We start from the raw sequence: 21,907 nt of genomic DNA, 5'->3' as shown, positions 1-21,907 counted from the left end.
GCGCCGGCCTCCCTATCTACGGAGCGGAATCGATGCAGCGTCTTACCTGGCTTCCACACGGCGAGATCGAATGGGGCCATGACATCCTCGAGACGGCGACGGCCGAACTTGAACATCGGGGCATCGAGCGACCACTGGTGTTGACGGTCGAACGTTTGCTGCCCTTTTACGACCAGCACATCGCCCCCCACCTCCGGGATGGCGCTGGCGTGTTCTCCGCACTGCCGGCGCATGCACCCGATACCTCGATTCAACAAGGATTGACGGAGGTTGAGCGACTCGGCGCGCGCTCGATCGTTGCACTCGGCGGTGGCTCGGTCATCGACGCGGCCAAAGCGGTGTCCCATTTGCATCACGAGCGTACGGGCCGGTATCTGCCGATTGCCGCCTTTCCCACGACCTTGTCGGGATCGGAGTTCTCGCACTACTTCGGCATCACCGAAACCACGAGCCCAGCGCGCTTCAAACGCAGTTACGCAGTGCGCGATACGGTTCCCAAAACCGTCGTGCTCGACCCCCGGCTTCTGCTGAACACACCCCGCGAGCTTCTGCTGTCGTCGGCCATCAAAGGCATCGACCATGCCGTTGAAGGCATGCGCCGAGTGGACGTCAGCCATCCGCACGCCGTGCTTGCATCGGAAGGTGTCGAGCGATTCTTTTCTGTGCTGAATCGATGGCCACATGGGCTCGAAACCATCGATGCCGTGAGACAAGGCCATGTCTCGCATGACGATCTGCTTCAACTGCAACTCGCCGCGTGGCACTGCTATTTCTTCCCTGCGTCGGTGGTTTATGGGCTAAGTCACCGGATCGGACACATCCTTGGCGGTACCTTCGGCGTGCCGCACAGCGTGACGTCGTGCATTACGCTTGCACCGGTGGTCAGCGCCTGTGCGCAACGATACGGCGACAAGCTTCGAATCTTCATGCCCCTCGGCGCCGACGGTGAGCTTTCTGCACGTTCAACTGCTGCCGGCCTGCTGAGCAGCAGAATCGCATCGACGGTCGGGCGCCTGGGTCTGCCATACCGTCTGAGGGACGTGGGTTTCGTCGCAACAGATTTCCCGCGCGTTGCCGCCCTGCTCGAGCAAAACTATCCGGACGAAGTCGACGACCTCGACCCTCGCTATCGCGGCGCGCTCTCGACCTTTCTGGAGAGTCTGTGGTGATGCGCCATTCCCTATCGAACTCGGTTGGACCGGCACCCTCGCTCGGTTTGCGCGATGCACTCAACGCGCTGCGCAACGCGCGCACAACCTCGCGCGACATGACGGAGCGTGCGCTGGAGCGCGCCGAACGAGCCAGGAGGCAATTCAACACTTTCGCTGCCATTGATTGGGATCACGCGCTACGTGCCGCCGCCGAAAGCGACCAGCGCTATGCAGCCGGCAAGCCTCGACTGCTGGAGGGCGTACCGATCGCCGTCAAGGATCTGATCGACACAAAAGGTATCGAAACGCGTTACGGATCGCGTGCTTACGTGGGCCATGTGCCACGGTCCGACGCGGACATTGTCCGATTGCTGGTCGAGAAAGGCGCGATCGTCATCGGCAAATCGACGACGCACGAATTTGCCTGGGGGGTGACGACGTCGAGCACGGCCTTCGGCGATACGCTGAATCCGCTGGACACGCATCGCATTCCGGGCGGCTCGAGCGGAGGGGCCGCCGCGGCAATCGCCGCAGGAGTCGTCGCCGCGGGCCTCGGCACGGATACCGGCGGCTCGGTCCGCATCCCCGCGGCTCTGTGCGGCGTCGTCGGCTATAAGCCGACATCCGGATTGTTGTCGACACGAGGCATCTTCCCGCTTGCCCCGACGTTCGATCATCCGGGCCTGCTCGGCCGTCGGGTCGACGATGTGCTCCTGCTTGCTCAGGCCTGCGATATCGAAGTCTGCGAAAGCGACGCATGGCTGTCTTCAGGACTCGGCGTGATCGATCATGTGCCGCCCGTGCCGCTGAGTCCGGAAGTCGCCGTTGCGTTCGAACTCGCAGTCGCGAGGCTCGGTGCAGTCTTTTCGACGCAGCGTCTCGATGCGGTGGATCATTTCGCCGGTGTTTACGGTGCGTTCGCCGATATCGTTCTGGTCGAAGGTAGTGTCGAACACCTTCGACGACATACTCCGTCACGCATCTCCGCTTCGTATGAGCAGGAGACGCAGGAGCGGCTTGCGGCCGCTCGGGACAAGACCGTGCGCGACTATGCAGATGCGCAGCTTCTGCGGCACGACTTCGTCGAGCGCCTGCACTCGATGTTGTCGACGTTGGACTTTCTGATACTGCCGACGTGTCCATGCCTGGCTCCGTTGACGGGCGTAGACGCCGTTTCTTCGGGTGCATGGACGGGCTCGGTGCGTCAGGCACTCATGAATTACACAGCGCCCTTCAACGTCGCCGGTTTTCCGGCAATTTCCATTCCCATCGCTTTACCGGGGGCGACATTGACGGCGGGCCTGCAGATCGTCGCACGCCCTGGCGACGACGGCGCGCTGTTAAGGGTCGCCAGTGAGATTGAACGGCTTCTGGGTGACATGCGCGATGCGCAGAAAGCCGTTACGGTGCAGCGACCTGCCTAAGGCCGGCGCAAATGATCGACGAGGGCCAGCGTTCGCGCGTCGGGCCGGCGGCTCAGCAGGCTGGCGATGATCGACACGGCGAACCCCGCCGGGACGCCGAAGGCACCCGACGCGATCGGCTCGATGCCGAACCATCGCGGGCCCACAAAGCCCGTCACGCGCGTGAGGAACGGGTACGTCGTGACAATGTAGAACACGCAGACGCTCAGGCCGGCAAGCATGCCGAGGATCGCGCCGGTGCGTGTCATGCGACGCCAGAAGATGCCGAGCACGAGTGCCGGGAACAGGCTCGACGCGGCCAAGGAAAAAGCCGCGCCAACGAGAAACAGGATATTGCCGATCTTCAAAGAGGCGGTGTACGACGCGAGCAGCGCGACGCCCAGTAGCAGAAACTTCGATGTCGCCACGCGCTTCTGGCTGCTCGCACTCGGGTCGACCATGTAGTAGTACACGTCGTGCGACAACGCATTGGAAATCGTGAGCAAGAGTCCGTCGGCCGTCGACAGCGCGGCAGCCAGCGCGCCGGCTGCGATGAGCCCTGAATAGACATACGGCAATCCGGCGATCTCCGGCGCGGCGAGCACGATCATGTCAGACTGCATCGACAGTTCGCCCCAGTGCACGATGCCGTCTCCAAAAATCGGCTCGACCTTCAGCAGGGATGGTTCAACCCGGCCCCACTGAATGACCCATTGCGGCAAGTCGCTGAAGTGATGGCCGATCAGCGAGGTGAGCGTCGCGTATTTGATCAGCACCGCAAGCACGGGAACGGTCAGGTAGAACAGTGCGACGAAAAAGAGCGTCCATCCGACCGAACGTCGTGCCGAGGCCACCGATGTGGTCGTGTTGTAACGCGTGAGAATGTGCGGAAGACTCGCTGTCCCGAGTGACAGGCACAACAGCAGCGCAAGGAAATTCAGTTTGTTCGAACGTTGCTCGGCCGCGCTGTGCGAAGGAAACGGCTTGCTCATCGGCACCGGAGGTTCTGCACGTGCCAGCAGATCGTCGCGTTCTACAGCCCAGCGATTGGACGCATCCGCGGGATCTCGCGGGAAGTTCGTGAGCTGCGCCTGGAGCGCATCGATTTCACGCAGCGGGCCGTTGCGCTTGCGCAGTTCCGCGACCTGCGCGACCAACGCATCGTGCTCGCGGAAGTACGCGCCGGGCAACTCGTTGATGCGCTCGTCGACGGCCTGAGCGCGACGCCGGTAATAGTCTCGTACCGCCTGCTCAGCCCCCTGATCGCGCAGCTGATGCTCCATCGTTTCGACGCGTTCCATCAGATGGCCATAGTTGGCTTGCGGAAAATAGCCGAGGCCTTCGCGATGGGCAATCAATGAAACAGGAAGCAAGAACGCCGTGATCAGGATGATGTATTGAGCGACCTGGGTCCAGGTGACGGCGCGCATGCCACCAAGAAACGAGCAGACCAGAATGCCCGCGAGACCACAAAAAATGCCGACAGAAAAATCGACGCCGATAAAGCGCGTGGCGATCAGGCCGACACCCTGGATCTGCGCGACAAGATAGACAAACGAACAGAGGATCGCGGCAAACACAGCGATGCCACGCACGACGTTGCTCGAATAGCGCGTCGCGAGAAAGTCGGGCAATGTGTATCGGGCCATCTTACGCACATACGGGGCGAGCAATAGCGCGACGAGGCAATATCCGCCCGTCCATCCCATCACATACGCGAGTGCGTCGTAGCCGGTTGCATAGAGTGAACCGGCCAGGCCGATAAACGATGCCGCGGATAACCAGTCGGCCGCGGTGGCCATGCCGTTGAGCGCGGATGGCACTCGGCGACCCGCCACATAGTATTCAACGAGGTCGGACGTTCTCGAGAACACACCGATCAGCGCGTACACCGCGATCGTGACGAACAGGAACAGATATCCGATCCACACGCCCGAGCCGTTGTCTTGCTCGACACGGGCGATCACGCCGACGAAGATCATGAAGCCCAGCGCGAACAGCGCGTAATTGCGCAGGAGACGTTGGGTTTCGTTCATCGTTGGGCAAGCCCGTCGGCCTCGGATTGCGACTCGCGCAGGACGGCGCGCAAGCGCCGATCGGCAAATGTCATGACGCCGATATAGATGACGACCAGCGCGAGGTAGACGATCGTCGCCCCTTGCGCGCCGACGTAGAAAGGCAAGGACCACCCGGCGAAACGAATGCGCTCGAGCGACTCGGCGAACAACGGCACGCCGAAAGACACGAGCGCGCCAACACCGAGCAACACGAGAATCAGGCGCACGTTGAAACGCCAGTACACCCGATATGCAGTCGCAACGCGTTCGGCGACGATATCCTGCGTCCCCTCGGGGGCCGGAGGGGTCGAAGGAGCCGGAGCGCGCCGTTCGGCCTGCTCCGGCAACCGGTCACTTCGCTTCGCCAAGCTGCTCGAGGATGGCCGGGTTTTCGAGCGTCGACACGTCTTGCGTGATCGTTTCGCCCTTGGCGAGCGAACGCAGCAGACGGCGCATGATCTTGCCCGAGCGTGTCTTCGGCAGGTTCTCGCCAAACCGGATGTCCTTCGGCTTGGCGATCGGTCCGATTTCACGCGCGACCCACGCACGCAGCTCGTTCGCGATCTTCGTGGCCTCTTCACCGGACGGACGCGAGCGCTTGAGCACGACAAAGGCGCAGATGGCTTCGCCGGTCGTTTCGTCGGGGCGACCGACCACGGCGGCCTCGGCCACGAGCGGATTGGCGACAAGTGCGGACTCGATTTCCATCGTGCCCATACGATGACCTGCTACGTTGAGCACGTCGTCGATGCGACCCATGATCGTGAAATAGCCCCGTTCGGCATCGCGCACCGCGCCGTCACCGGCGAGATACAGCCGCCCGCCGAGCTCTTCGGGGAAGTAGCTCTTCTTGAAGCGTTCCGGGTCGTTCCAGATCGTACGGATCATCGACGGCCACGGGCGCTTGATCACGAGGATCCCGCCCTGCCCGTTGGCGACATCGCCGCCCGCCTCATCGACGATGGCCGCCATGATGCCGGGCAACGGCAAGGTGCACGAACCCGGAACCAGCGGCGTCACACCCGGCAGCGGCGTGATCACGTGACCGCCGGTTTCCGTCTGCCAGAACGTATCGATGACCGGACACCGGCCGCCGCCCACTTCGGTGTGATACCACATCCATGCTTCAGGGTTGATCGGTTCGCCGACGGTGCCGAGGATGCGCAGCGACGACAGGTCGTAGCTCTTCGGGGCGATCTTCGGATCGGCCTCGGACGCCTTGATCAGCGAACGGATCGCCGTCGGCGCTGTGTAGAAGATCGTGACCTTGTGCTTCTGGATCATGTCCCAGAAGCGACCGGCGTTCGGATAGGTCGGCACGCCTTCAAAGACGACCTGCGTCGCGCCGACCGCTGTCGGTCCGTACGTAATATAGGTATGGCCCGTGACCCAGCCGATATCGGCCGTGCACCAGAAGACGTCCGATGGCTTGATATCGAACGACCATCGCATCGTGAGCATTGCCCACAGCAGATAACCACCCGTGCTGTGCTGCACGCCCTTGGGCTTGCCCGTCGAGCCCGACGTATAAAGAATGAACAGCGGATGCTCGGCGCTGACCCATTCCGGTTCGCACGTCGTCGCCTGCCCGTCCACGAGCTTGGCGAGGTCGATATCGCGACCTTCCTTGTATGCGACGTTACCGTTCGTGCGGCGATAGACGACGACGTTGCGAACGGCATCCGTGCCTTCGAACGACAGCGCTTCGTCCACGATCGACTTGAGCGGCAATACCTTGCCGCCGCGGACTTGTTCATCGGCGGTCAGCACGAGCACGGCGCCGGCATCGACGACGCGTTCGTGCAGCGATTTCGACGAGAAGCCGCCGAACACGACGGAGTGCGTCGCGCCGATACGGGCGCAGGCCTGCATCGCAACGATGCCTTCGACCGACATCGGCATATAGATGACCACGCGGTCACCCTTCTTGACGCCGAGGCTGCGCAGTCCGTTGGCGAGCTTGCAGACGCGTTCGAGCAGTTCTTTATAGGTGACGCGCGTCACCGTGCCGTCATCGGATTCGAAAATGATGGCATTGCGCTCGCCCAGGCCCGCTTCGACGTTACGGTCGAGACAGTTGTACGAGACGTTGAGCTTGCCGTCCTCGAACCACTTGTAGAACGGCGCATTGGATTCGTCGAGGACCTTCGTGAACGGCGTGTGCCACGCGAGCTGCTCGCGGGCGAGGCGCGCCCAGAACCCTTCGTAGTCGCGCTCGGCCTCAGCGGCGAGCTTCAGGTACGCGTCCATCCCGGAGATGGCGGCGTTGGCAACGAGTTCCTCTGGCGGATGAAAAACGCGGTGCTCTTGCAGAACCGATTCGATCGCAGACATCTACTGCCCCTTGTTTGAATGAAGCCTGACCCAAGCTGGGCGCAAGGCCCGCCGCGGGTCTGGTACCCGCCGGCGCGTTTCGATGGCAACCTTTGACGGCATGCCATTGTCTCCTGTACCCGGTGTCGCGATCAGTCGGCCGGATGGCCAATGGCTCCTGGCCATCCGCCTCTCCGACTCGCCCGACCTCCACCAGGCCCGACCAAGATAAGCGAGCTCGCTTACCCTGTGCTTACTGCTTGCGAGAGACCGCGAGTCGTCCGGCTCACTGCCGGCCGCCATCCCCGCGTCTCTGCGTGCCCGGCGCCATGCGGCCGCCGCGCAGCCGCCATTGTCCACCTGTCGGCGCAATTCGTCAGGTGTATCGGGCAGGCTCGTGTCCGGCACACGCCATCGCGTGCCGTGCGCGTCGTTGCCGCCGTCACCCGAAGCGCTTCGTCCTCGCCCGCCTTTCATGATGGACGCCGGCCGGATGCTTTCACCCGTCGCACGAAACTGGCCGTCCGGTCAGGTAGACCGGCCCACGCCCGGCCCCCTACAATCCTAGCCGATCTGTTCGAACCGTTTAATTGGGTAATGCCTTGAATCGCTATGTGCTGTTCCTGATCGCGTCCATGCTCTTTGTCGGCAGCAATGTCGGCATCGGCAAATCCATCGTGGTGGTGGTCCCGATCCTCTTGTTCGCGCTGCTTCGCTTCGTGATCGCCGTCATCGTCCTGAGCCCGCTCTACCGGATCGCGAAGATGCGTCTCGTAACGCGCGGCGAATGGGTCAACCTGTTCCTGCAGGCGTTTTTCGGCACCTTCCTGTTTACGCTGCTGATGCTCGGCGGCGTTCACCGGACCACCGCGGTCGCAGCCGGCGTGATTACGAGCACGATCCCGGCCGTCGTCGCGCTGCTTGCCTGGATCTTTCTCAAGGAGCGTCCGCGGCCGCGAGCGGTTGTGGCCATCGTGCTGGCGATCGTCGGCGTCGTGGTCGTCACGCTGGCTCGCGATGCGGGGCAGACCGCCGCAGCCGTACCGGCGGGACAGACCGACACCGGATCGAGCGGCTCGCTCGTCGGCAACCTGATGGTGCTCGGCGCAGTGTTCTGCGAGTCGACGTATGTGATCCTGTCGCGACGGCTGACCCAGACCTTGTCGCCGATCGACATCTGCGCCTATACGCACGCGTTCGGGCTGATGCTGATGCTGCCGTTCGGCCTCGCCTCGCTTGTCGGCTTCGACTTCGCGAGCGTGCCGCCGCTGACATGGGGTCTCGTGGTCTGGTACGCGTTGTCCGCGAGCATCTTTTCGTTCGTGCTCTGGATGAAGGGCATCCGGCACGTGCCCGGTTCGCTCGCCGGCGTGTTCACGGCGATGCTGCCGGTCGCGGCGGCGGCATACGGCATCTTCGTCCTCGGAGAACGCCCGACGGTCGCGCATGGCATTGCCCTGGTCTGCGTGATCGCCGGCATTTCGATCGCGAGTCTGCGGCCCCGCAAGGTTCCGCCTGTTGCATCCTGAGCCGATGGACACTGTAGCGCCCCGGTCGCCACGGTACAATTGCGCGTTTTCGGCCGGCGCGCAGCACACCGGCGGCTGATAACGCGATAACCGGATCCGGCCCAAAAGAAACGGCCCTGCGACCGCCCGTCGGTCCGCGAGGCCCTCCCCACTAGCAGAATCGTCATGACCGTCATCAAGCAGGAAGATCTGATCCAGAGTATTGCCGACTCGCTGCAATACATCAGCTACTACCACCCGCTCGACTACATCCAGGCTCTCGGGCGCGCGTACGAACGCGAAGAAAGCCCGGCAGCGAAGGATGCGATCGCGCAGATCCTGACGAACAGCCGCATGTGCGCGGAAGGTCGCCGTCCGATCTGCCAGGACACGGGCATCGTGACGATCTTCGTGAAGGTCGGCATGGACGTGCGCTGGGATGGCGCGACGATGGGCCTGACGGACATGATCAACGAGGGTGTGCGCCGCGGTTACACGCACCCCGACAACGTGCTGCGCGCTTCGATCGTGAGCCCGCCCGAAGGCGGCCGCAAGAACACGAAGGACAACACGCCGGCAGTCATCCACTACGAGATCGTGCCGGGCAACACCGTCGAAGTGCAGGTCGCGGCCAAGGGCGGCGGCTCGGAGAACAAATCGAAGTTCGCGATGCTGAATCCGTCGGACTCGATCGTCGACTGGGTCATCAAGACGGTGCCGTTGATGGGCGCCGGCTGGTGCCCGCCGGGCATGCTCGGCATCGGCATCGGCGGCACGGCCGAAAAGGCGATGCTCATGGCCAAGGAATCGTTGATGGACTCGATCGATATCCAGGACGTGATCGCGCGCGGTCCGAAGGATTGGGCCGAAGAACTGCGTATCGAACTCTATGAGAAGGTCAACGCGCTCGGTATCGGCGCACAGGGTCTCGGCGGTCTCGCGACCGTGCTGGACGTCAAGATCATGCACGCGCCGACGCATGCTGCGAGCAAGCCGATCGCGATGATCCCGAACTGCGCGGCGACGCGTCACGCTCACTTTGTGCTCGATGGCTCGGGCGTGGCGAAGCTCGATCCGCCGCCGCTCGACGCATGGCCGAAGGTCCAGTGGGAACCGAACACTGAAACGAGCCAGCGCGTCGACCTCAACACGCTGACGCCGGAACAAGTCGCTGCGTGGAAGCCGGGCCAGACGCTGCTGCTGTCGGGCAAGATGCTCACGGGCCGCGACGCGGCGCACAAGCGCATTGCGGACATGCTCGCGGCAGGTCAGACGTTGCCGGTCGACTTCAAGAACCGGGTGATCTATTACGTCGGCCCGGTCGACCCGGTGCGCGACGAAGCGGTCGGCCCCGCCGGCCCGACGACGTCGACGCGCATGGACAAGTTCACGGACATGATGCTCGCGCAGACCGGTCTGATCTCGATGATCGGCAAGGCCGAACGCGGTCCGGTTGCGATCGAAGCGATCCGCAAGCACAAGGCTGCGTATCTGATGGCGGTCGGTGGCGCGGCGTACCTCGTGTCGAAAGCGATCCGCTCGGCCAAGGTGCTCGCATTCGAAGACCTCGGCATGGAAGCGATCTACGAGTTCGATGTGACCGATATGCCGGTGACGGTGGCGGTGGATTCGAACGGCACGTCAGTCCATCAGACGGGCCCGAAGGAATGGCAGGCGAAGATCGGCAAGATTCCGGTCGCGACGGTATAACCCGCTCAGCCTCGTTTGAACAAGGACGTCGAACAGTGGCGTCAAAAACGTCACTGTGGCATAACGCTGTTCGAGTCGAAGCGCCTTATCGGCGTATGAGCGGCGGCGTATGTGTGACGCACGAGCGGCGAATACGTTGCGAGCAAGTTGCGAATGAGCGGCGAATCGCTAATAAGAGCCATTCCCTCATCGGGACCGAATAAGGTCTAAGGTGTGGGATGGGCCGCTGCATTGCGAGGCGCCGTGATTGGATCCGCGATAGTCAGGAGCTAAAGAAAATGCAAGGTGATAAGAAAGTAGTCGAGTACCTGAATGCGCAGCTCAAGAACGAGCTGACGGCGATCAACCAATACTTCCTGCACGCACGGATGTATCAGCACTGGGGTCTCGACAAGCTCGGCAAGCACGAGTACGACGAGTCGATCGGTGAAATGAAACACGCGGACATGCTGATCCAGCGGATCTTCATGCTCGACGGCCTGCCGAATCTCCAGGACCTGCACAAGCTGCTCGTCGGCGAGGACACGGTTGAGATCCTCAACTGCGATCTGAAGCTCGAACAGATCTCCCAGGGCACGTGCAAGGAAGCCATCGCCTACTGCGAGTCCGTGCGTGACTTCGTCTCGCGCGAGATCTTCGTGACGATCCTGCACGATACGGAAGAACATATCGACTGGCTCGAAACGCAGATCGACCTCGTCGAGAAGGTCGGCTTGCAGAACTATCAGCAGTCGGGCATGACGTCGTTCGAATCCTGAAGCGATCCGATCCAGAGCTCCCCATGATTGATTCGCGCGGCCCGATAGGCATCTTCGACTCGGGCCTTGGCGGACTGTCCGTCCTTCGGGCCGTGCGCGCCCTGCTGCCGCACGAGGACATCATCTATGTCGCCGATTCGGGCAACGCGCCCTACGGCGAGCGCGACGACGACTTTATCGTCGATCGTTCGCTCGCGATCGGCGAATGGCTGCTCGCCCAGCATGCGAAGGCCATCGTCGTCGCGTGCAATACGGCAACGGCTCAGGCCGTGCATTTGCTCAGGACGGTGACGCCGTTGCCGGTCGTCGGCGTCGAACCGGGCCTCAAGCCCGCGGCAACACGCTCGACGTCGCATGTCGCCGGCGTGCTGGCCACATCCTCGACGCTGCGTAGCGAGAAGTTCCGGCGCCTGCTCACGGAGCATCAATCGCGTTGCCGCTTTCTTTGCCAGCCCGGTCATGGCCTGGTTGAAGCGATCGAACGCGGCGACACCGCATCGCCCGAACTCGTTGCGTTGCTTGAACGCTACCTTGCACCGATGCTTGCTGAAGGTGCCGACACGCTTGTGCTCGGTTGCACGCACTACCCGTTTATCGACGCGGCCATTCGGGGCGTCGTCGGCGAACGCATGTCGATCGTCGACACGAGCGCGGCGATCGCCCAACAGCTGACCCGCCTGCTTGCCGAACGCCAGTTGACGCACCCCGGCGACGCATCGCCCGACGCGCCGTTAATCGACTCGCGCGACTCGCGCGACTCGCTCGACGCGCCCGATACGTCGGGCACACTCGACGCGCTGCTCAATGAGTCGCCCACGGCGGCGCCGTCCAGAGACTCAGCCTTCGTGTCGATCGAAGCCTCGCCGAGGCGTCCCGTGATCCGGCTCTGCACGACCGGCGATGCCACACACCTCGCGCATGTTGCGCGCACGCTGCTCGATCTCGACGAAGCTGTCGAATTGCTTTCGATCCCGTCGCGCCGGACGTCGCCGGGCAATTCCGTCGCCTCGGCATAGACACACTCAACGCTGCTCGCCGTCGACGCAGTTTCAACTCATTGATTCGGAAACAGATTCGGAAATTCTCCCGATTTGGATAGGCACGTCAGCCAGGGATCGAATTTCCCAAACTGCGGTTAATAACCCTGTCACCGACCTGTTACAAAAAACGTGCAGCCGGCACTTGCCCGCGATTGACGATCTGAACAATAATAATTCGCATTAACGCTTAGCGAGTACCGATAGCATGATCGTGTGTGTGTGCAAGTCCGTGTCCGACCGCCATGTTCGCGGCGCCATCCGGGAAGGCGCTGAGTCGTTCGAAGAATTGCAGTTCGAGTTGGGCGTCGCGCTGTGCTGCGGCAAGTGCGAAAGCCACGTGCGCGGCATGCTCGAGGAAGCCGGCGTCTGCGCGACTGGTTGCCTGCATCAGGGCGAAGCCGTCACGACCGCTGCTCCGATCCGTTTCTACGAGCGCGAAGCGGCGTAAGTCGCTGAACCCGCCGAGGCAGCAAATCGGTATTACCCATTCAAGCGCCTGACTTTGCTTGAACGCACAAGTTGAGGCACCGCATTCTGTGGCCCCGAGATTCTCGTCAGCTGAGTCTCGGGGCCACTTTCATTTCTGCCCTACGCTTGGCTCGGCAATATGGGGCGATTGCACCGTCATCGCGATTCGCATTCGCTGACGCTATGCATCACCGGCATTCGTCGCGCTTGCGCGCTCCGATCACCCAAAAGTAAAGGCCCCCGCGTTGCGGGGGCCTTCGTGTTTGCGCACACGGCGCATTCGGGCTCAGAGGTGATGGGCACTTTCATGTATGTGCAGATCGCCTCCGTGAGTCGGCTTCCGTCGTCGACACGGTCGCCACCGTTCGCCCTATCGGGCTCACTAAGGATAGTGGCCACTGTCTTCCGCACGGGCACCCCCAGTGCAAAAGTGAGTATTCAATATACTCATCTAGCCTGACCACGCCAAAGAACCATCGGTAATTTGGCCTCGCCCGCAAATAGATTAATTGAACAACGTAAGGCGTGGTTCAGGCATGGCCACCAGACTGCCCGCACTGAGGTGTCCGTTGAGGTGTCGGTTGCGGCGTCAGTCGAGGTGTCCGTCGAGGCGTCCGTCGAGGCGTCCGTCGAGGTGTCCGTCGAGGCGTCAGTCGAGGTGTCCAACGAGGTGTGCGATAAGGTCCGCATCGGCAGCGCGGTCGTGCTGCACCCTGACGTGCCCACCCACGCATCCATGCAAGATCCAATTGCGTCCCTTTACCCGGCGATCTGCCCCATGGCCGCCCTGGCCTGCTCGGCCTCTTCGCGGAAAGCGGCAGCGAGCGCTTTGACATGCTGCGGCAACTGCGATTCGTCGACCGTCCCATCTGCATTGCGCGGGCACTTGGGCACATCCGGATCACGGAACGCTTCGACGAGGAAATCGACGAACACGCGTACGGCCGGCGTCAGCCCCTGGCGAGACAGGAATACAGCGTAGAAGTTGGGCTGCGGCGACGACCAGCCCGGCAGCACCGGAACGAGCAAGCCCTCGCCCATCGCCGGCGCAAAGTTCATCTCCGGCAGCACGGCAATGCCGATACCCGCCTTGACGCTGTTGAACAGCGTCCCGATATCCGCCGTGACAAGCCGCGGCGAATGGGGCACCTCATGATGCTCGCCCGTCGGACTCACGAGTTGAAAGACATGACGTCCGTCGTCGACGGGGACGTCGAGCGTGTCAAAGCGCGCAAGATCGTCAAGCGTCTTCGGCTTGCCGAGACGGCTCAACAATGACGGCGCTGCAACAAGCAGCTGCGTCGTCGTCATCAAGGGCCGAACCACGATGTTTTCGCTGCGAGGCGGCTCGGAGCGCACGCGCAACGCCACATCGATGCCCTCTTCATAAAGATCGACGACGCGGTTCGTCACGCGAACCGAAATCTTGACCTCGGGATACTGCGCGAGAAACCGCGGCAGAATCGGCGACAGGAGCATATGCGACACGGTCACCGGACAACTCACGCGGACGGTGCCGCGCGGCGCCTCGCGAAGCTGCGAGACCGTGTCGAGCGCCGCTCTTGCCTCGCCGAGCATCGCAGCGCAATGCTCGTAGAAGACGCGTCCGGCCTCCGTCAGCGCGAGCCGACGCGTGGACCGCTGAAGCAAACGCACGCCCAGTTTGGCCTCGAGATCCGAGAGGCGCCGCGATAGCCTCGACTTCGAGACGCCCAGGACGCGTTCCGCAGCCGAGAAGCCGCCATGCTCGACGATCTGGCTGAAGTACATCAGATCGTTCAGGTCGTGCGATTGCCAATCCATAACTTTTCCAAACGGGTGTGCGGGCAACGCACCGCGGCGTTACACCGATGATCTGCAATTTTGACGCATCCGCCATTATGATATTCCGCAAAACGTGCGTCTGGCATCGGGGCGTCTTTACCGGCCGGATCACTGTGTGAACGAGGTCGCGCGCGACAAGCTTCCAGGCCCTGGCGCGCAGACTGTTTTCATTCGCTTGAATTGCTGACGGAGTGTTCGATGGATGTCACCCAGGTGAGCGCAACGCTCGAAGGACCGAACTATCGCGTGCTGCTCGACGACGGGCACCACACCTGGCTCGGCGACGAGCCTGCATCGCTCGGCGGTGGAGACCGCGGCCCGACGCCGTTTGCCCTGCTGCTGTCGAGCCTCGGCACCTGCACCGCGATCACGGTCAGAATGTATGCCGAGCGCAAGGGCTGGCCGCTTGAACGTATTGAGGTGAAACTGGCGTTTTCGACAAGCGCGGACGGTTCGACCATCGATCGCGAGGTCGCGGTTTTCGGTGCGCTGGACGATACGCAACGCGAGCGATTGCTTCAGATCGCCAACGCGTGCCCGGTCCATAAAGTGCTGAGCAAACCTATCGAGATTCGCACGACGGCGGCCGACGTCACGGCCTGATGTCATTGCGCGAGAACGGGCAGCGCCTTTTCGGCGCATGATGCCGTTCGAGTTACCCATAGAGGAAGTCGTACCCTTGAATTTTGAACATCTGATCCAGATCAACGACCCGCTCAACCCATTGCTCGATCCGCTCACGCGTGAGCAGGTCTGGCAAGGCTTGTTGTTGCGCGTCGAGAAGCCGCAATTGTTTGTCGCAGGGCTCGACAACTGCACGATCCTGAGCCGCGATGGCGACACGATCGAGCGCGAGCTCAACTATGGCGTCGCCAAGGTGCGCGATCGCGTCACGCTGACGCCCAGTGAGCGCGTGCGCTACGAGATCGCGGCGACCGACGCGCACGTCGGCGGCACGCTGACGATGACGATCGAGTCTCCGGACGAATTGCAGTTGTTCCTGCGATTCGAGTACGCGACGACACTGCCGGAACCGAGCGGTTCGGACGATCGGCAGACGTCGGAAATCGTCAAGTCGGCGTACCGGGAAGCGGATATCGACACGGTGCGCCTGATTCGGCAATTCGCGCACACGGGCCAGCTATCGGGCCGGCTACACTGAGGCAAAGCTGCGCTCAGCCGATCCGCACACCCGAACATTGCGAAATACGACATGGGGCCGTCATCGATGGCCCCTTTGTTATTTGCCGTTGCGGTGCACCGCGTGTACGCCCGCCTGCACGACTCATCTGCGTGGATGCCCGATCGGTTTTCGCTCGGTCGCCAGGTCGCCTGATCGCCATGCGGGCGGCTGCCTCCCCGACTTACAAAAAACTATCGATCCGCGATACCTCATAAATACGGCCAACTTGCTAACGAGAATCGTTCTCATTACTATTGATCCATCGATAGCAAGGAGCTGCCAGATGAACCTGAGCAACCCGATCTCCCGCCCCAAACTCAAACTTCGCTCTGCCGTTACCGGCGGCGATACGGGCGGTGCGCCCGCCACCAAGTCAACGTACGCGGTGAACAGCGCAACCCTGATGCAGGGCAAGAACACGCTGGATATCAACCATCAAGGGATGTCGTATCGCTTGCGCGTCACGCGCAACGGCGGCCTCATCCTGACGAAGGACTGAGTCCAGAATCGAATTGCTGTACCGAGTATTGTGGGGACCACCCTCTCGAAGGGTGTTCGGCTAGCCAGCCCACCTGGCCCGCCGGCGCAAAAGACTAGACCCCTTCGTGCGCCGTCGATCCACCAGCTAAGCAAGCCACGCCATTTTTTGTCCCGACATCTGCGCATTCGCGATATCGCGTTCATCGACCTGAACGGATTCGTGAAAATAGAAGACCCGCTTGTCTGCATGCAACAAGCGGGTTTTTTATCGGCTGAACGATGACAAGAACGATGACAAAAGGGATGAGCGCTCCGTGAGTCGGCGCCCCGTTCAACGCGTCGTCGTCTTAGATAGGCACCCTCACCGTTTGATGATCCGGCATCTTTGTTGAATGAATGGCTTCGTTGCACCATTCATTCACCATCCAAAGAAAAACCCACCGATGTTGATCACAGCGGTGGGTCTTGGTGAAGGTCTCGATGAATCGGTGATCGCTGCGGCTACCAATGCCAGAACATCAGCCACCAGGCGCTGTCGACCACTGCAAGTGCGGCGACAAAACAGCCGAACGCGGCGAGACGCGGGATCCATGCCGTAGCGTGCCGACCGATCACACGAACCGCGAGCCATGCACTCCACAGATTGGCGATTGCCAGAATCACGAGCCGCACATCCGTCGCCCAGCTCAGATCGAGATGCTCGGCGCGCAGAATCGTCAATGTCGTCGCCGACAAGCCCAGAAATACGCCCGTGCCTGCGAGCGGAATCAAGGCCTGAGCGAAGTGATGCAAGCGCGTGAAGCGCCACGGTCCGAGTATGCGGTTACCGATTGAGAGCACAGCAAGCAGCGCCGTCCCGTACACCGCCCCCGTCGCGAGGATATAGCCAACGACCAGGCCGCCGTCGAGCCACGAGAACACATCGTTGTGATCGGGGTAATGCGTGAGCAGATACCAAGGCGCACTCGTATCGAGCGGCCACATGATATTGCGATCGATAAGCCAGCCCGCAAGGAACTGCTTGGCCTCGACGAACCACGGACTTGCCGTCCAATGGAACGCGCCGATCGCGATACCGAGCAGGCCGTAAAGGATCAGAGCCGTATCCCAGGGATTGGCTTCCTTTTCGCCATGACGAACGACTTCGGTTGCCGGCGAACGCAGGCTCAGCGTGATCGCATCGCGGTGACCACTGCATCGCGCGCACATATGGCAATCGGCATTGCCCTTCATATTGCGCAGCGGCACGAGCGGCGCGCAATTGATCGGAATCACGCGATGGCCGTGTTCGCCCTCCTTATAGGACCGTTTCCACGCGGCTTCGTCGACCTTGTAATGGAACGGGGCGAGTCGAGCGAGCAATGAGAACACGCCGTTGACCGGGCAAAGGTACTTGCACCAGACACGCTTCTCACGGCCATACAGATAGCCGACCACGATCGCCGCGGCTGTCGAACCGCCGAGCACCAGCAACACGGCCTTCGGATACTGATAGACACTGACCATTTGACCGTAAACGGTCGTCAGCGCGAACGCGACAAAAGGCCAGCCGCCCCAACGCATCCAGCGCGGGATCGCCCAGCCACGACCGAACTTGCTCGCGAACTCCGACAGCGTCCCTTCCGGACACAGCACACCGCACCAGATGCGTCCGAGCAAGACCATCGATAGCAGCACGAACGGCCACCAGATCCCCCAGAACACGAACTGCGCGAAGATCGTCAGGTTGTTCCAGATATGGGCAGTATCGTCGGGCAGCGGCGTGACTGCCGGCACGATGATCAGGATGCCGTACACGAGCACGACGACCCACTGGATCGCGCGAATCAGCTTCGCATTGCGCTGCATCCAGTCGCCGAATCGAGCGAGGCGACCTCCGCGGGCGAGTCGCGAACCCGTCAATGTGCTCATGCCGGACGCCGCTGGGGTTGTTGGGCGCCACGGACCCACCGCGTCAGCAGCCAGATCACGGCCCAGAAGACAACGTAGGCGACCAGATTGGTCATCGACGGATGCGCGCGATAGCCGGTCAGCGTCGCGACGAGTCCACCGAACGGGTGCGAGTCATCGAGAATGGCGCTCGTATCCCAAAGCGTACGGCCCGCGGGCAGCAGTTCCTTGTCGATCAGTTTGTCGACGCCGAGTTCGAACAGCCCCGCCGCGAGGAAGAACAGCATGATTTCCGTCACGCGGAAAAACGTGCGCCACGAGAAGAATTTGCCACCCAGCTGAAAGACATAAAAGCTGAGAAAGGCCAGAGCCAGACCAAGCACGATCGCGAGCAATTGCGATCCGTCGACATGGCCGTTCTGCCCAAGGCCGATGCCGTACAGGAAGATCACCGTCTCGCTGCCTTCACGCGCAATCGCGAGCGCAACCAGAATGGTGATGCTCCACCAGCTCGCCGTGCGCGTGCTGCGCTCGAGCGACGCTTCCATCTCGCGCTTGAGCGTGCGTCCGTGCTGGCGCATCCAAAGCACCATCTGCACGACCAGCACGCACGCGATGAGCACCATCGCGATCTGGAAGTAATCCTGTGCATCGCCGGACATGGCCTCGGTGAAGAACACCAGCGCGGCGCCGAGCGCCACGGCGGCCAGCACACCGAGACCCACACCGGCCCATAGATAGGGCAGACCCTTTCTCGCCGTCGCATCTCCGTTGCGCAGCCACGCATAGAGAATGCCGACCACCAGCAGCGCTTCGACGCTTTCGCGCCAGACAATGAAAAGGATCTGACCCATCGATGCTTACCTCTTTGCTTTCTTTACGTTCTCTATTTCGCGACGATCACGCCCTGGCCCGTGGCCTGGTTGAAATCGTCAAAGAACTTGTACTCGCCCGGGTCGAGCGGCGCGATCACCACAAATGACTCGCCACCCGGCGCAAGCACTTTCTCTTTACGCAACTGCACGCTCTCGAACTCGACGGCACTGGTGCCCGAGTTCTTGATCGAGATCTTGATCCGCTTGTTCGCCGGCACTTCGATACGCGTCGGCGAAACCTTGCCGTTCGCCATCGTGAGCTGGAACGTCGGCAGGTCCTCTGCATGCGCAAGCCCTGACAACGTCGCCGTCAGCGCGAGCAGCGCAATTTTGCTGTTCACTTTCATGCCGGCTCCCGAATGCGATCAATACCCGCCCTTCTTGCCGACGCCCGCGAACGGGAAGTCGTACTCGAGCGTGATGGGCTTGAACCACGGGCCCACGCCCGTTTCCTTGTCGACGTGACGGCCAAACGCCATATGGCCCGTCTGCATCGGCGGTTCGACGATCAGCTTCAGGTGGTACTTGCCCGGGCCGAACAGCTTGACGTTGTCGCCATAGTGCGGACCGTCGTTGGCCACCATCGCCATCAGATCGCCCTTGAGCGTCTGCGTCGTGCCGACCTTCGTGAGTTCGTAATGGACCTGCAGATACGGCATCCAGTCGCCTTCGGCGAAACCGGTCGGATTGTTCTTGACCGCATGGATATCCGCCTCGAGGTGGATATCCGAGTCCGATGCCTTGCGCATCATGCCTTCAGGCTCCATCGTGATCGGCTGCAGATACACCGCGCCGATTTCCATGCCGCCCTGGTTTGCATGCTGGCCGATCGGGTATTCCGCGGCCGTAGCGTTCAACGATGCGAGAGCGAATGCTCCCGCGATGACCACGCTGGTGAAACCAGCTTGTTTAGCATTTACCGTCATTCACGACTCCCCAGAATGATGCGTCGATGACGCAACGACTTGTTCTAATTGAGGATCCTTCAATCACTAGCCCCGTGACACCTGGCACGCGCGAATGTGCAAGGAAAGGTTAATGCGAACAATTCTCAATAGCGTGAAGTTTAGCACCGATCGGGGCGGCAGACAGTCAAAACATGGATTCCGAGAGGGGTAGCGGACCGTCACGTCCCCGACAACGACGAGTCGCCGACGTTTGCCCCGAACACGCGTTCGCGGAGCTTGGCGAGCTGATCCCGCGTCTGCGCCGCTTTTTCGAATTCGAGATTCTTCGCGTGATCCATCATCTGCTTCTCGAGGCGCTTGATCTCCTTCGAGAGCTGCTTCTCGCTCATATCCTCGTACTTCGCGCGTTCCTGCTCGGCCTTGAGTTCCGCCTTGGCTTCGGTCGCGTCGTAGACGCCGTCGATCAGATCCTTGATCCGCTTGACGACGCCACGCGGCTGGATGCCGTTGGCTTCGTTAAAGGCCATTTGCTTGGCGCGGCGACGCTCGGTCTCACCGATCGCACGCTGCATCGAATCGGTAATCCGGTCGGCGTAGAGAATCGCCTTGCCGTTGACGTTCCGTGCCGCCCGGCCGATCGTCTGGATCAGAGAACGTTCGGCGCGCAAGAACCCTTCCTTGTCGGCGTCGAGAATCGCCACGAGTGACACCTCGGGGATATCGAGGCCTTCGCGCAGCAAGTTGATCCCGACCAGCACATCGAAGGTCCCGATGCGCAGGTCCCGAATGATTTCCACCCGTTCGACGGTATCGATGTCGCTGTGCAGATAACGCACTTTGACGGCGTGTTCGGCGAGAAACTCCGTCAGTTGCTCGGCCATGCGCTTGGTCAGCACCGTCACGAGCACACGTTCACCGGCCTCGACGCGCGCATTGATTTCCGTCAGCACATCGTCGACCTGCGTGCGCGCAGGCCGGACTTCGATCTCAGGATCGACCAGGCCGGTCGGGCGGACCACCTGTTCGGCCACCTGCCCCGTCGTGCGCTGTTCGTAGTCGGCCGGCGTGGCCGACACGTAAACAACCTGACGCATCTTGCGCTCGAACTCACCGAACTTGAGCGGGCGATTGTCCAGCGCCGACGGCAAGCGGAATCCGTAGTCGACGAGGTTTTCCTTGCGCGCCCGGTCGCCGTTGTACATCCCGTTGAACTGGCCGATCAGCACGTGCGATTCGTCGAGCAGCATCAGCGCGTCGCGCGGCAGGTAATCGACGAGCGTCGGCGGCGGTTCCCCGGGCGCGGCGCCCGAGAAATGCCGCGAGTAGTTTTCAATGCCCTTGCAGAAGCCCAGTTCCTGGAGCATCTCGAGATCGAAGCGCGTGCGTTGCTCGAGGCGCTGCGCCTCGACGAGCTTCGCGTCGCGATGGAAAAACTCGAGCCGGTCGCGGAGTTCTTCCTTGATGGTTTCGATCGCGCGCATGACGGTATCGCGCGGCGTCACATAGTGAGACGACGGGTACACGGTAAAGCGCTGAATCTTGTTGCGCACGCGCCCCGTCAGCGGATCGAACAACTGGAGCGTCTCGATCTCGTCATCGAACAGTTCGACGCGGATCGCCATTTCCGCATGTTCCGCCGGAAAGATATCGATCGTGTCGCCGCGCACGCGGAACGCGCCGCGTTGGAAATCGGTCTCGTTGCGCGTGTACTGCATGGCGATCAGGCGCGCGATCATGTCGCGCTGGCCAATCTTGTCACCCTGACGAAGCGTCAGCACCATCTGGTGGTATTCGCTCGGGTTGCCGATACCGTAGATGGCCGATACGGTCGCGACGATCACCACGTCGCGCCGCTCGAGCAGGCTCTTGGTCGCCGACAGCCGCATCTGCTCGATGTGTTCGTTGATCGACGAGTCCTTTTCGATGAACAGGTCGCGCTGCGGAACGTAAGCTTCAGGCTGGTAGTAGTCGTAGTACGACACGAAGTACTCGACAGCGTTGCGCGGAAAGAACTCCCGGAATTCCGCGTAAAGCTGCGCGGCAAGCGTCTTGTTCGGCGCGAACACGATCGCCGGCCGTCCGAGCCGCGCGATCACATTGGCCATCGTGAATGTCTTGCCGGAGCCCGTCACGCCTAGCAGCGTCTGGAACGACAGCCCGTCTTCGATGCCCTCGACGAGCGTCTGAATCGCGGTCGGCTGGTCGCCCGCGGGCGGGAATGGCTGATAGAGCTGGTACGGAGAACCCTCGAACGATATGAATTTCGATTCGTCGAGCCCGGTATCACTTTCCCACGTGTCCGTCATCTTCGATAAAATGAGTGCGGTTGCACCCGAAAT

Annotated in this window: 19 protein-coding genes; 10 read left to right on the top strand and 9 right to left on the bottom strand. The window is 61.7% G+C overall.

Annotated elements, in window-relative coordinates:
• The first annotated feature begins 32 nt into the window (after positions 1-32).
• Together ACMFWR_RS08235 and ACMFWR_RS08230 are read left to right on the top strand one after the other, a co-directional pair.
• Positions 33-1,169 carry an iron-containing alcohol dehydrogenase gene (locus ACMFWR_RS08235; protein WP_413194505.1) on the top strand — a complete coding sequence of 379 codons (1,137 nt, stop codon included), beginning with the start codon at positions 33-35 and terminating at the stop codon, positions 1,167-1,169.
• Complete coding sequence (locus tag ACMFWR_RS08230; RefSeq protein ID WP_413194823.1) at positions 1,169-2,575, top strand: amidase; 1,407 nt, start codon at positions 1,169-1,171, stop codon at positions 2,573-2,575. Before ACMFWR_RS08235 ends, ACMFWR_RS08230 begins: the two co-directional genes overlap by 1 nt.
• Here ACMFWR_RS08230 and ACMFWR_RS08225 read toward each other — a convergent pair.
• Genes ACMFWR_RS08225 through acs form a run of 3 tightly spaced genes read right to left on the bottom strand, consistent with a single transcriptional unit; the run spans position 2,572 to position 6,945 of the window.
• A complete protein-coding gene (locus ACMFWR_RS08225; protein ID WP_413194504.1) occupies positions 2,572-4,590 on the bottom strand; it encodes a sodium:solute symporter family protein in 2,019 nt (672 codons plus the stop codon). The two genes, ACMFWR_RS08230 and ACMFWR_RS08225, sit on opposite strands and share 4 nt — an antisense overlap.
• Positions 4,587-4,979, bottom strand: coding sequence for a DUF4212 domain-containing protein (locus tag ACMFWR_RS08220; protein ID WP_413194503.1), 393 nt, complete (start codon positions 4,977-4,979; stop codon positions 4,587-4,589). The genes ACMFWR_RS08225 and ACMFWR_RS08220 overlap by 4 nt, the downstream gene beginning before the upstream one ends.
• Positions 4,963-6,945 carry an acetate--CoA ligase gene (acs, locus tag ACMFWR_RS08215; RefSeq protein ID WP_413194502.1) on the bottom strand — a complete coding sequence of 661 codons (1,983 nt, stop codon included), beginning with the start codon at positions 6,943-6,945 and terminating at the stop codon, positions 4,963-4,965. Before acs ends, ACMFWR_RS08220 begins: the two co-directional genes overlap by 17 nt.
• A gap of 581 nt (positions 6,946-7,526) precedes the next feature.
• Between acs and ACMFWR_RS08210 the strand changes: the two genes are divergently transcribed.
• From ACMFWR_RS08210 to ACMFWR_RS08190, 5 genes are all read left to right on the top strand, one after another.
• Complete coding sequence (locus ACMFWR_RS08210) at positions 7,527-8,453, top strand: DMT family transporter (RefSeq protein ID WP_413194822.1); 927 nt, start codon at positions 7,527-7,529, stop codon at positions 8,451-8,453.
• Between the two features lie 165 nt (positions 8,454-8,618).
• The gene (locus tag ACMFWR_RS08205) at positions 8,619-10,142 is read left to right on the top strand and encodes a fumarate hydratase (RefSeq protein WP_413194501.1); all 1,524 of its coding nucleotides are present in this window, start codon (positions 8,619-8,621) and stop codon (positions 10,140-10,142) included.
• 278 nt (positions 10,143-10,420) lie between these two features.
• A complete protein-coding gene (bfr, locus tag ACMFWR_RS08200) occupies positions 10,421-10,900 on the top strand; it encodes a bacterioferritin (RefSeq protein ID WP_413194500.1) in 480 nt (159 codons plus the stop codon).
• Between the two features lie 23 nt (positions 10,901-10,923).
• Positions 10,924-11,916, top strand: a complete 993-nt coding sequence (murI, locus tag ACMFWR_RS08195) for a glutamate racemase (protein WP_413194499.1) — start codon at positions 10,924-10,926, stop codon at positions 11,914-11,916.
• A gap of 229 nt (positions 11,917-12,145) precedes the next feature.
• Positions 12,146-12,388 (top strand): bacterioferritin-associated ferredoxin, encoded by a 243-nt coding sequence (locus tag ACMFWR_RS08190; RefSeq protein ID WP_413194498.1) that lies wholly within the window; start codon positions 12,146-12,148, stop codon positions 12,386-12,388.
• Between the two features lie 779 nt (positions 12,389-13,167).
• On the opposite strand, the gene ACMFWR_RS08185 is transcribed toward ACMFWR_RS08190, so the two are convergent.
• Positions 13,168-14,211 (bottom strand): LysR substrate-binding domain-containing protein, encoded by a 1,044-nt coding sequence (locus ACMFWR_RS08185; RefSeq protein ID WP_413194497.1) that lies wholly within the window; start codon positions 14,209-14,211, stop codon positions 13,168-13,170.
• Positions 14,212-14,430: 219 nt separating this feature from the next.
• Between ACMFWR_RS08185 and ACMFWR_RS08180 the strand changes: the two genes are divergently transcribed.
• From ACMFWR_RS08180 to ACMFWR_RS08170, 3 genes are all read left to right on the top strand, one after another.
• Complete coding sequence (locus ACMFWR_RS08180; protein WP_413194496.1) at positions 14,431-14,835, top strand: OsmC family protein; 405 nt, start codon at positions 14,431-14,433, stop codon at positions 14,833-14,835.
• Positions 14,836-14,911: 76 nt separating this feature from the next.
• Positions 14,912-15,394, top strand: coding sequence for an SRPBCC family protein (locus tag ACMFWR_RS08175; protein WP_413194495.1), 483 nt, complete (start codon positions 14,912-14,914; stop codon positions 15,392-15,394).
• Positions 15,395-15,698: 304 nt separating this feature from the next.
• Positions 15,699-15,914: a hemin uptake protein HemP gene (locus ACMFWR_RS08170; RefSeq protein WP_413194494.1), complete on the top strand. Its 216-nt coding sequence runs from the start codon at positions 15,699-15,701 to the stop codon at positions 15,912-15,914.
• 482 nt (positions 15,915-16,396) lie between these two features.
• Here the strand turns inward: ACMFWR_RS08170 and ACMFWR_RS08165 are convergent, their stop codons facing one another.
• The 5 genes from ACMFWR_RS08165 to uvrB form a co-directional block, all read right to left on the bottom strand.
• The gene (locus ACMFWR_RS08165) at positions 16,397-17,806 is read right to left on the bottom strand and encodes a 4Fe-4S binding protein (RefSeq protein WP_413194493.1); all 1,410 of its coding nucleotides are present in this window, start codon (positions 17,804-17,806) and stop codon (positions 16,397-16,399) included.
• Positions 17,803-18,639 carry an FTR1 family iron permease gene (locus tag ACMFWR_RS08160; protein ID WP_413194492.1) on the bottom strand — a complete coding sequence of 279 codons (837 nt, stop codon included), beginning with the start codon at positions 18,637-18,639 and terminating at the stop codon, positions 17,803-17,805. The genes ACMFWR_RS08165 and ACMFWR_RS08160 overlap by 4 nt, the downstream gene beginning before the upstream one ends.
• 32 nt (positions 18,640-18,671) lie before the next feature.
• On the bottom strand, positions 18,672-19,007 hold the full coding sequence (locus tag ACMFWR_RS08155; protein ID WP_413194491.1) for a cupredoxin domain-containing protein: 336 nt from the start codon (positions 19,005-19,007) through the stop codon (positions 18,672-18,674).
• Between the two features lie 18 nt (positions 19,008-19,025).
• Positions 19,026-19,586, bottom strand: a complete 561-nt coding sequence (locus ACMFWR_RS08150) for an iron transporter (protein WP_413194490.1) — start codon at positions 19,584-19,586, stop codon at positions 19,026-19,028.
• 200 nt (positions 19,587-19,786) lie between these two features.
• Positions 19,787-21,874, bottom strand: coding sequence for an excinuclease ABC subunit UvrB (gene uvrB / locus ACMFWR_RS08145; protein ID WP_413194489.1), 2,088 nt, complete (start codon positions 21,872-21,874; stop codon positions 19,787-19,789).
• Between the last annotated feature and the right edge of the window lie 33 nt (positions 21,875-21,907).

This window comes from Pararobbsia alpina (assembly GCF_965118125.1).
In the GTDB taxonomy this organism is placed as follows: Bacteria; Pseudomonadota; Gammaproteobacteria; order Burkholderiales; family Burkholderiaceae; genus Pararobbsia; species Pararobbsia alpina_A.
This window is presented reverse-complemented; position numbering and strand designations above follow the sequence as displayed.

Excerpts from the sequence above, each read along its gene's own strand:
- ACMFWR_RS08235 (WP_413194505.1), top strand. The coding sequence starts at position 33 with ATGCAGCGTCTTACCTGGCTTCCACACGGCGAGATCGAATGGGGCCAT.
- ACMFWR_RS08230 (WP_413194823.1), top strand. The coding sequence starts at position 1,169 with ATGCGCCATTCCCTATCGAACTCGGTTGGACCGGCACCCTCGCTCGGT.
- ACMFWR_RS08225 (WP_413194504.1), bottom strand. The coding sequence starts at position 4,590 with ATGAACGAAACCCAACGTCTCCTGCGCAATTACGCGCTGTTCGCGCTG.
- acs (WP_413194502.1), bottom strand. The coding sequence starts at position 6,945 with ATGTCTGCGATCGAATCGGTTCTGCAAGAGCACCGCGTTTTTCATCCG.
- ACMFWR_RS08205 (WP_413194501.1), top strand. The coding sequence starts at position 8,619 with ATGACCGTCATCAAGCAGGAAGATCTGATCCAGAGTATTGCCGACTCG.
- bfr (WP_413194500.1), top strand. The coding sequence starts at position 10,421 with ATGCAAGGTGATAAGAAAGTAGTCGAGTACCTGAATGCGCAGCTCAAG.
- murI (WP_413194499.1), top strand. The coding sequence starts at position 10,924 with ATGATTGATTCGCGCGGCCCGATAGGCATCTTCGACTCGGGCCTTGGC.
- ACMFWR_RS08190 (WP_413194498.1), top strand. The coding sequence starts at position 12,146 with ATGATCGTGTGTGTGTGCAAGTCCGTGTCCGACCGCCATGTTCGCGGC.
- ACMFWR_RS08185 (WP_413194497.1), bottom strand. The coding sequence starts at position 14,211 with ATGGATTGGCAATCGCACGACCTGAACGATCTGATGTACTTCAGCCAG.
- ACMFWR_RS08180 (WP_413194496.1), top strand. The coding sequence starts at position 14,431 with ATGGATGTCACCCAGGTGAGCGCAACGCTCGAAGGACCGAACTATCGC.
- ACMFWR_RS08170 (WP_413194494.1), top strand. The coding sequence starts at position 15,699 with ATGAACCTGAGCAACCCGATCTCCCGCCCCAAACTCAAACTTCGCTCT.
- ACMFWR_RS08165 (WP_413194493.1), bottom strand. The coding sequence starts at position 17,806 with ATGAGCACATTGACGGGTTCGCGACTCGCCCGCGGAGGTCGCCTCGCT.
- ACMFWR_RS08160 (WP_413194492.1), bottom strand. The coding sequence starts at position 18,639 with ATGGGTCAGATCCTTTTCATTGTCTGGCGCGAAAGCGTCGAAGCGCTG.
- ACMFWR_RS08155 (WP_413194491.1), bottom strand. The coding sequence starts at position 19,007 with ATGAAAGTGAACAGCAAAATTGCGCTGCTCGCGCTGACGGCGACGTTG.
- ACMFWR_RS08150 (WP_413194490.1), bottom strand. The coding sequence starts at position 19,586 with ATGACGGTAAATGCTAAACAAGCTGGTTTCACCAGCGTGGTCATCGCG.
- uvrB (WP_413194489.1), bottom strand. The coding sequence starts at position 21,874 with ATGACGGACACGTGGGAAAGTGATACCGGGCTCGACGAATCGAAATTC.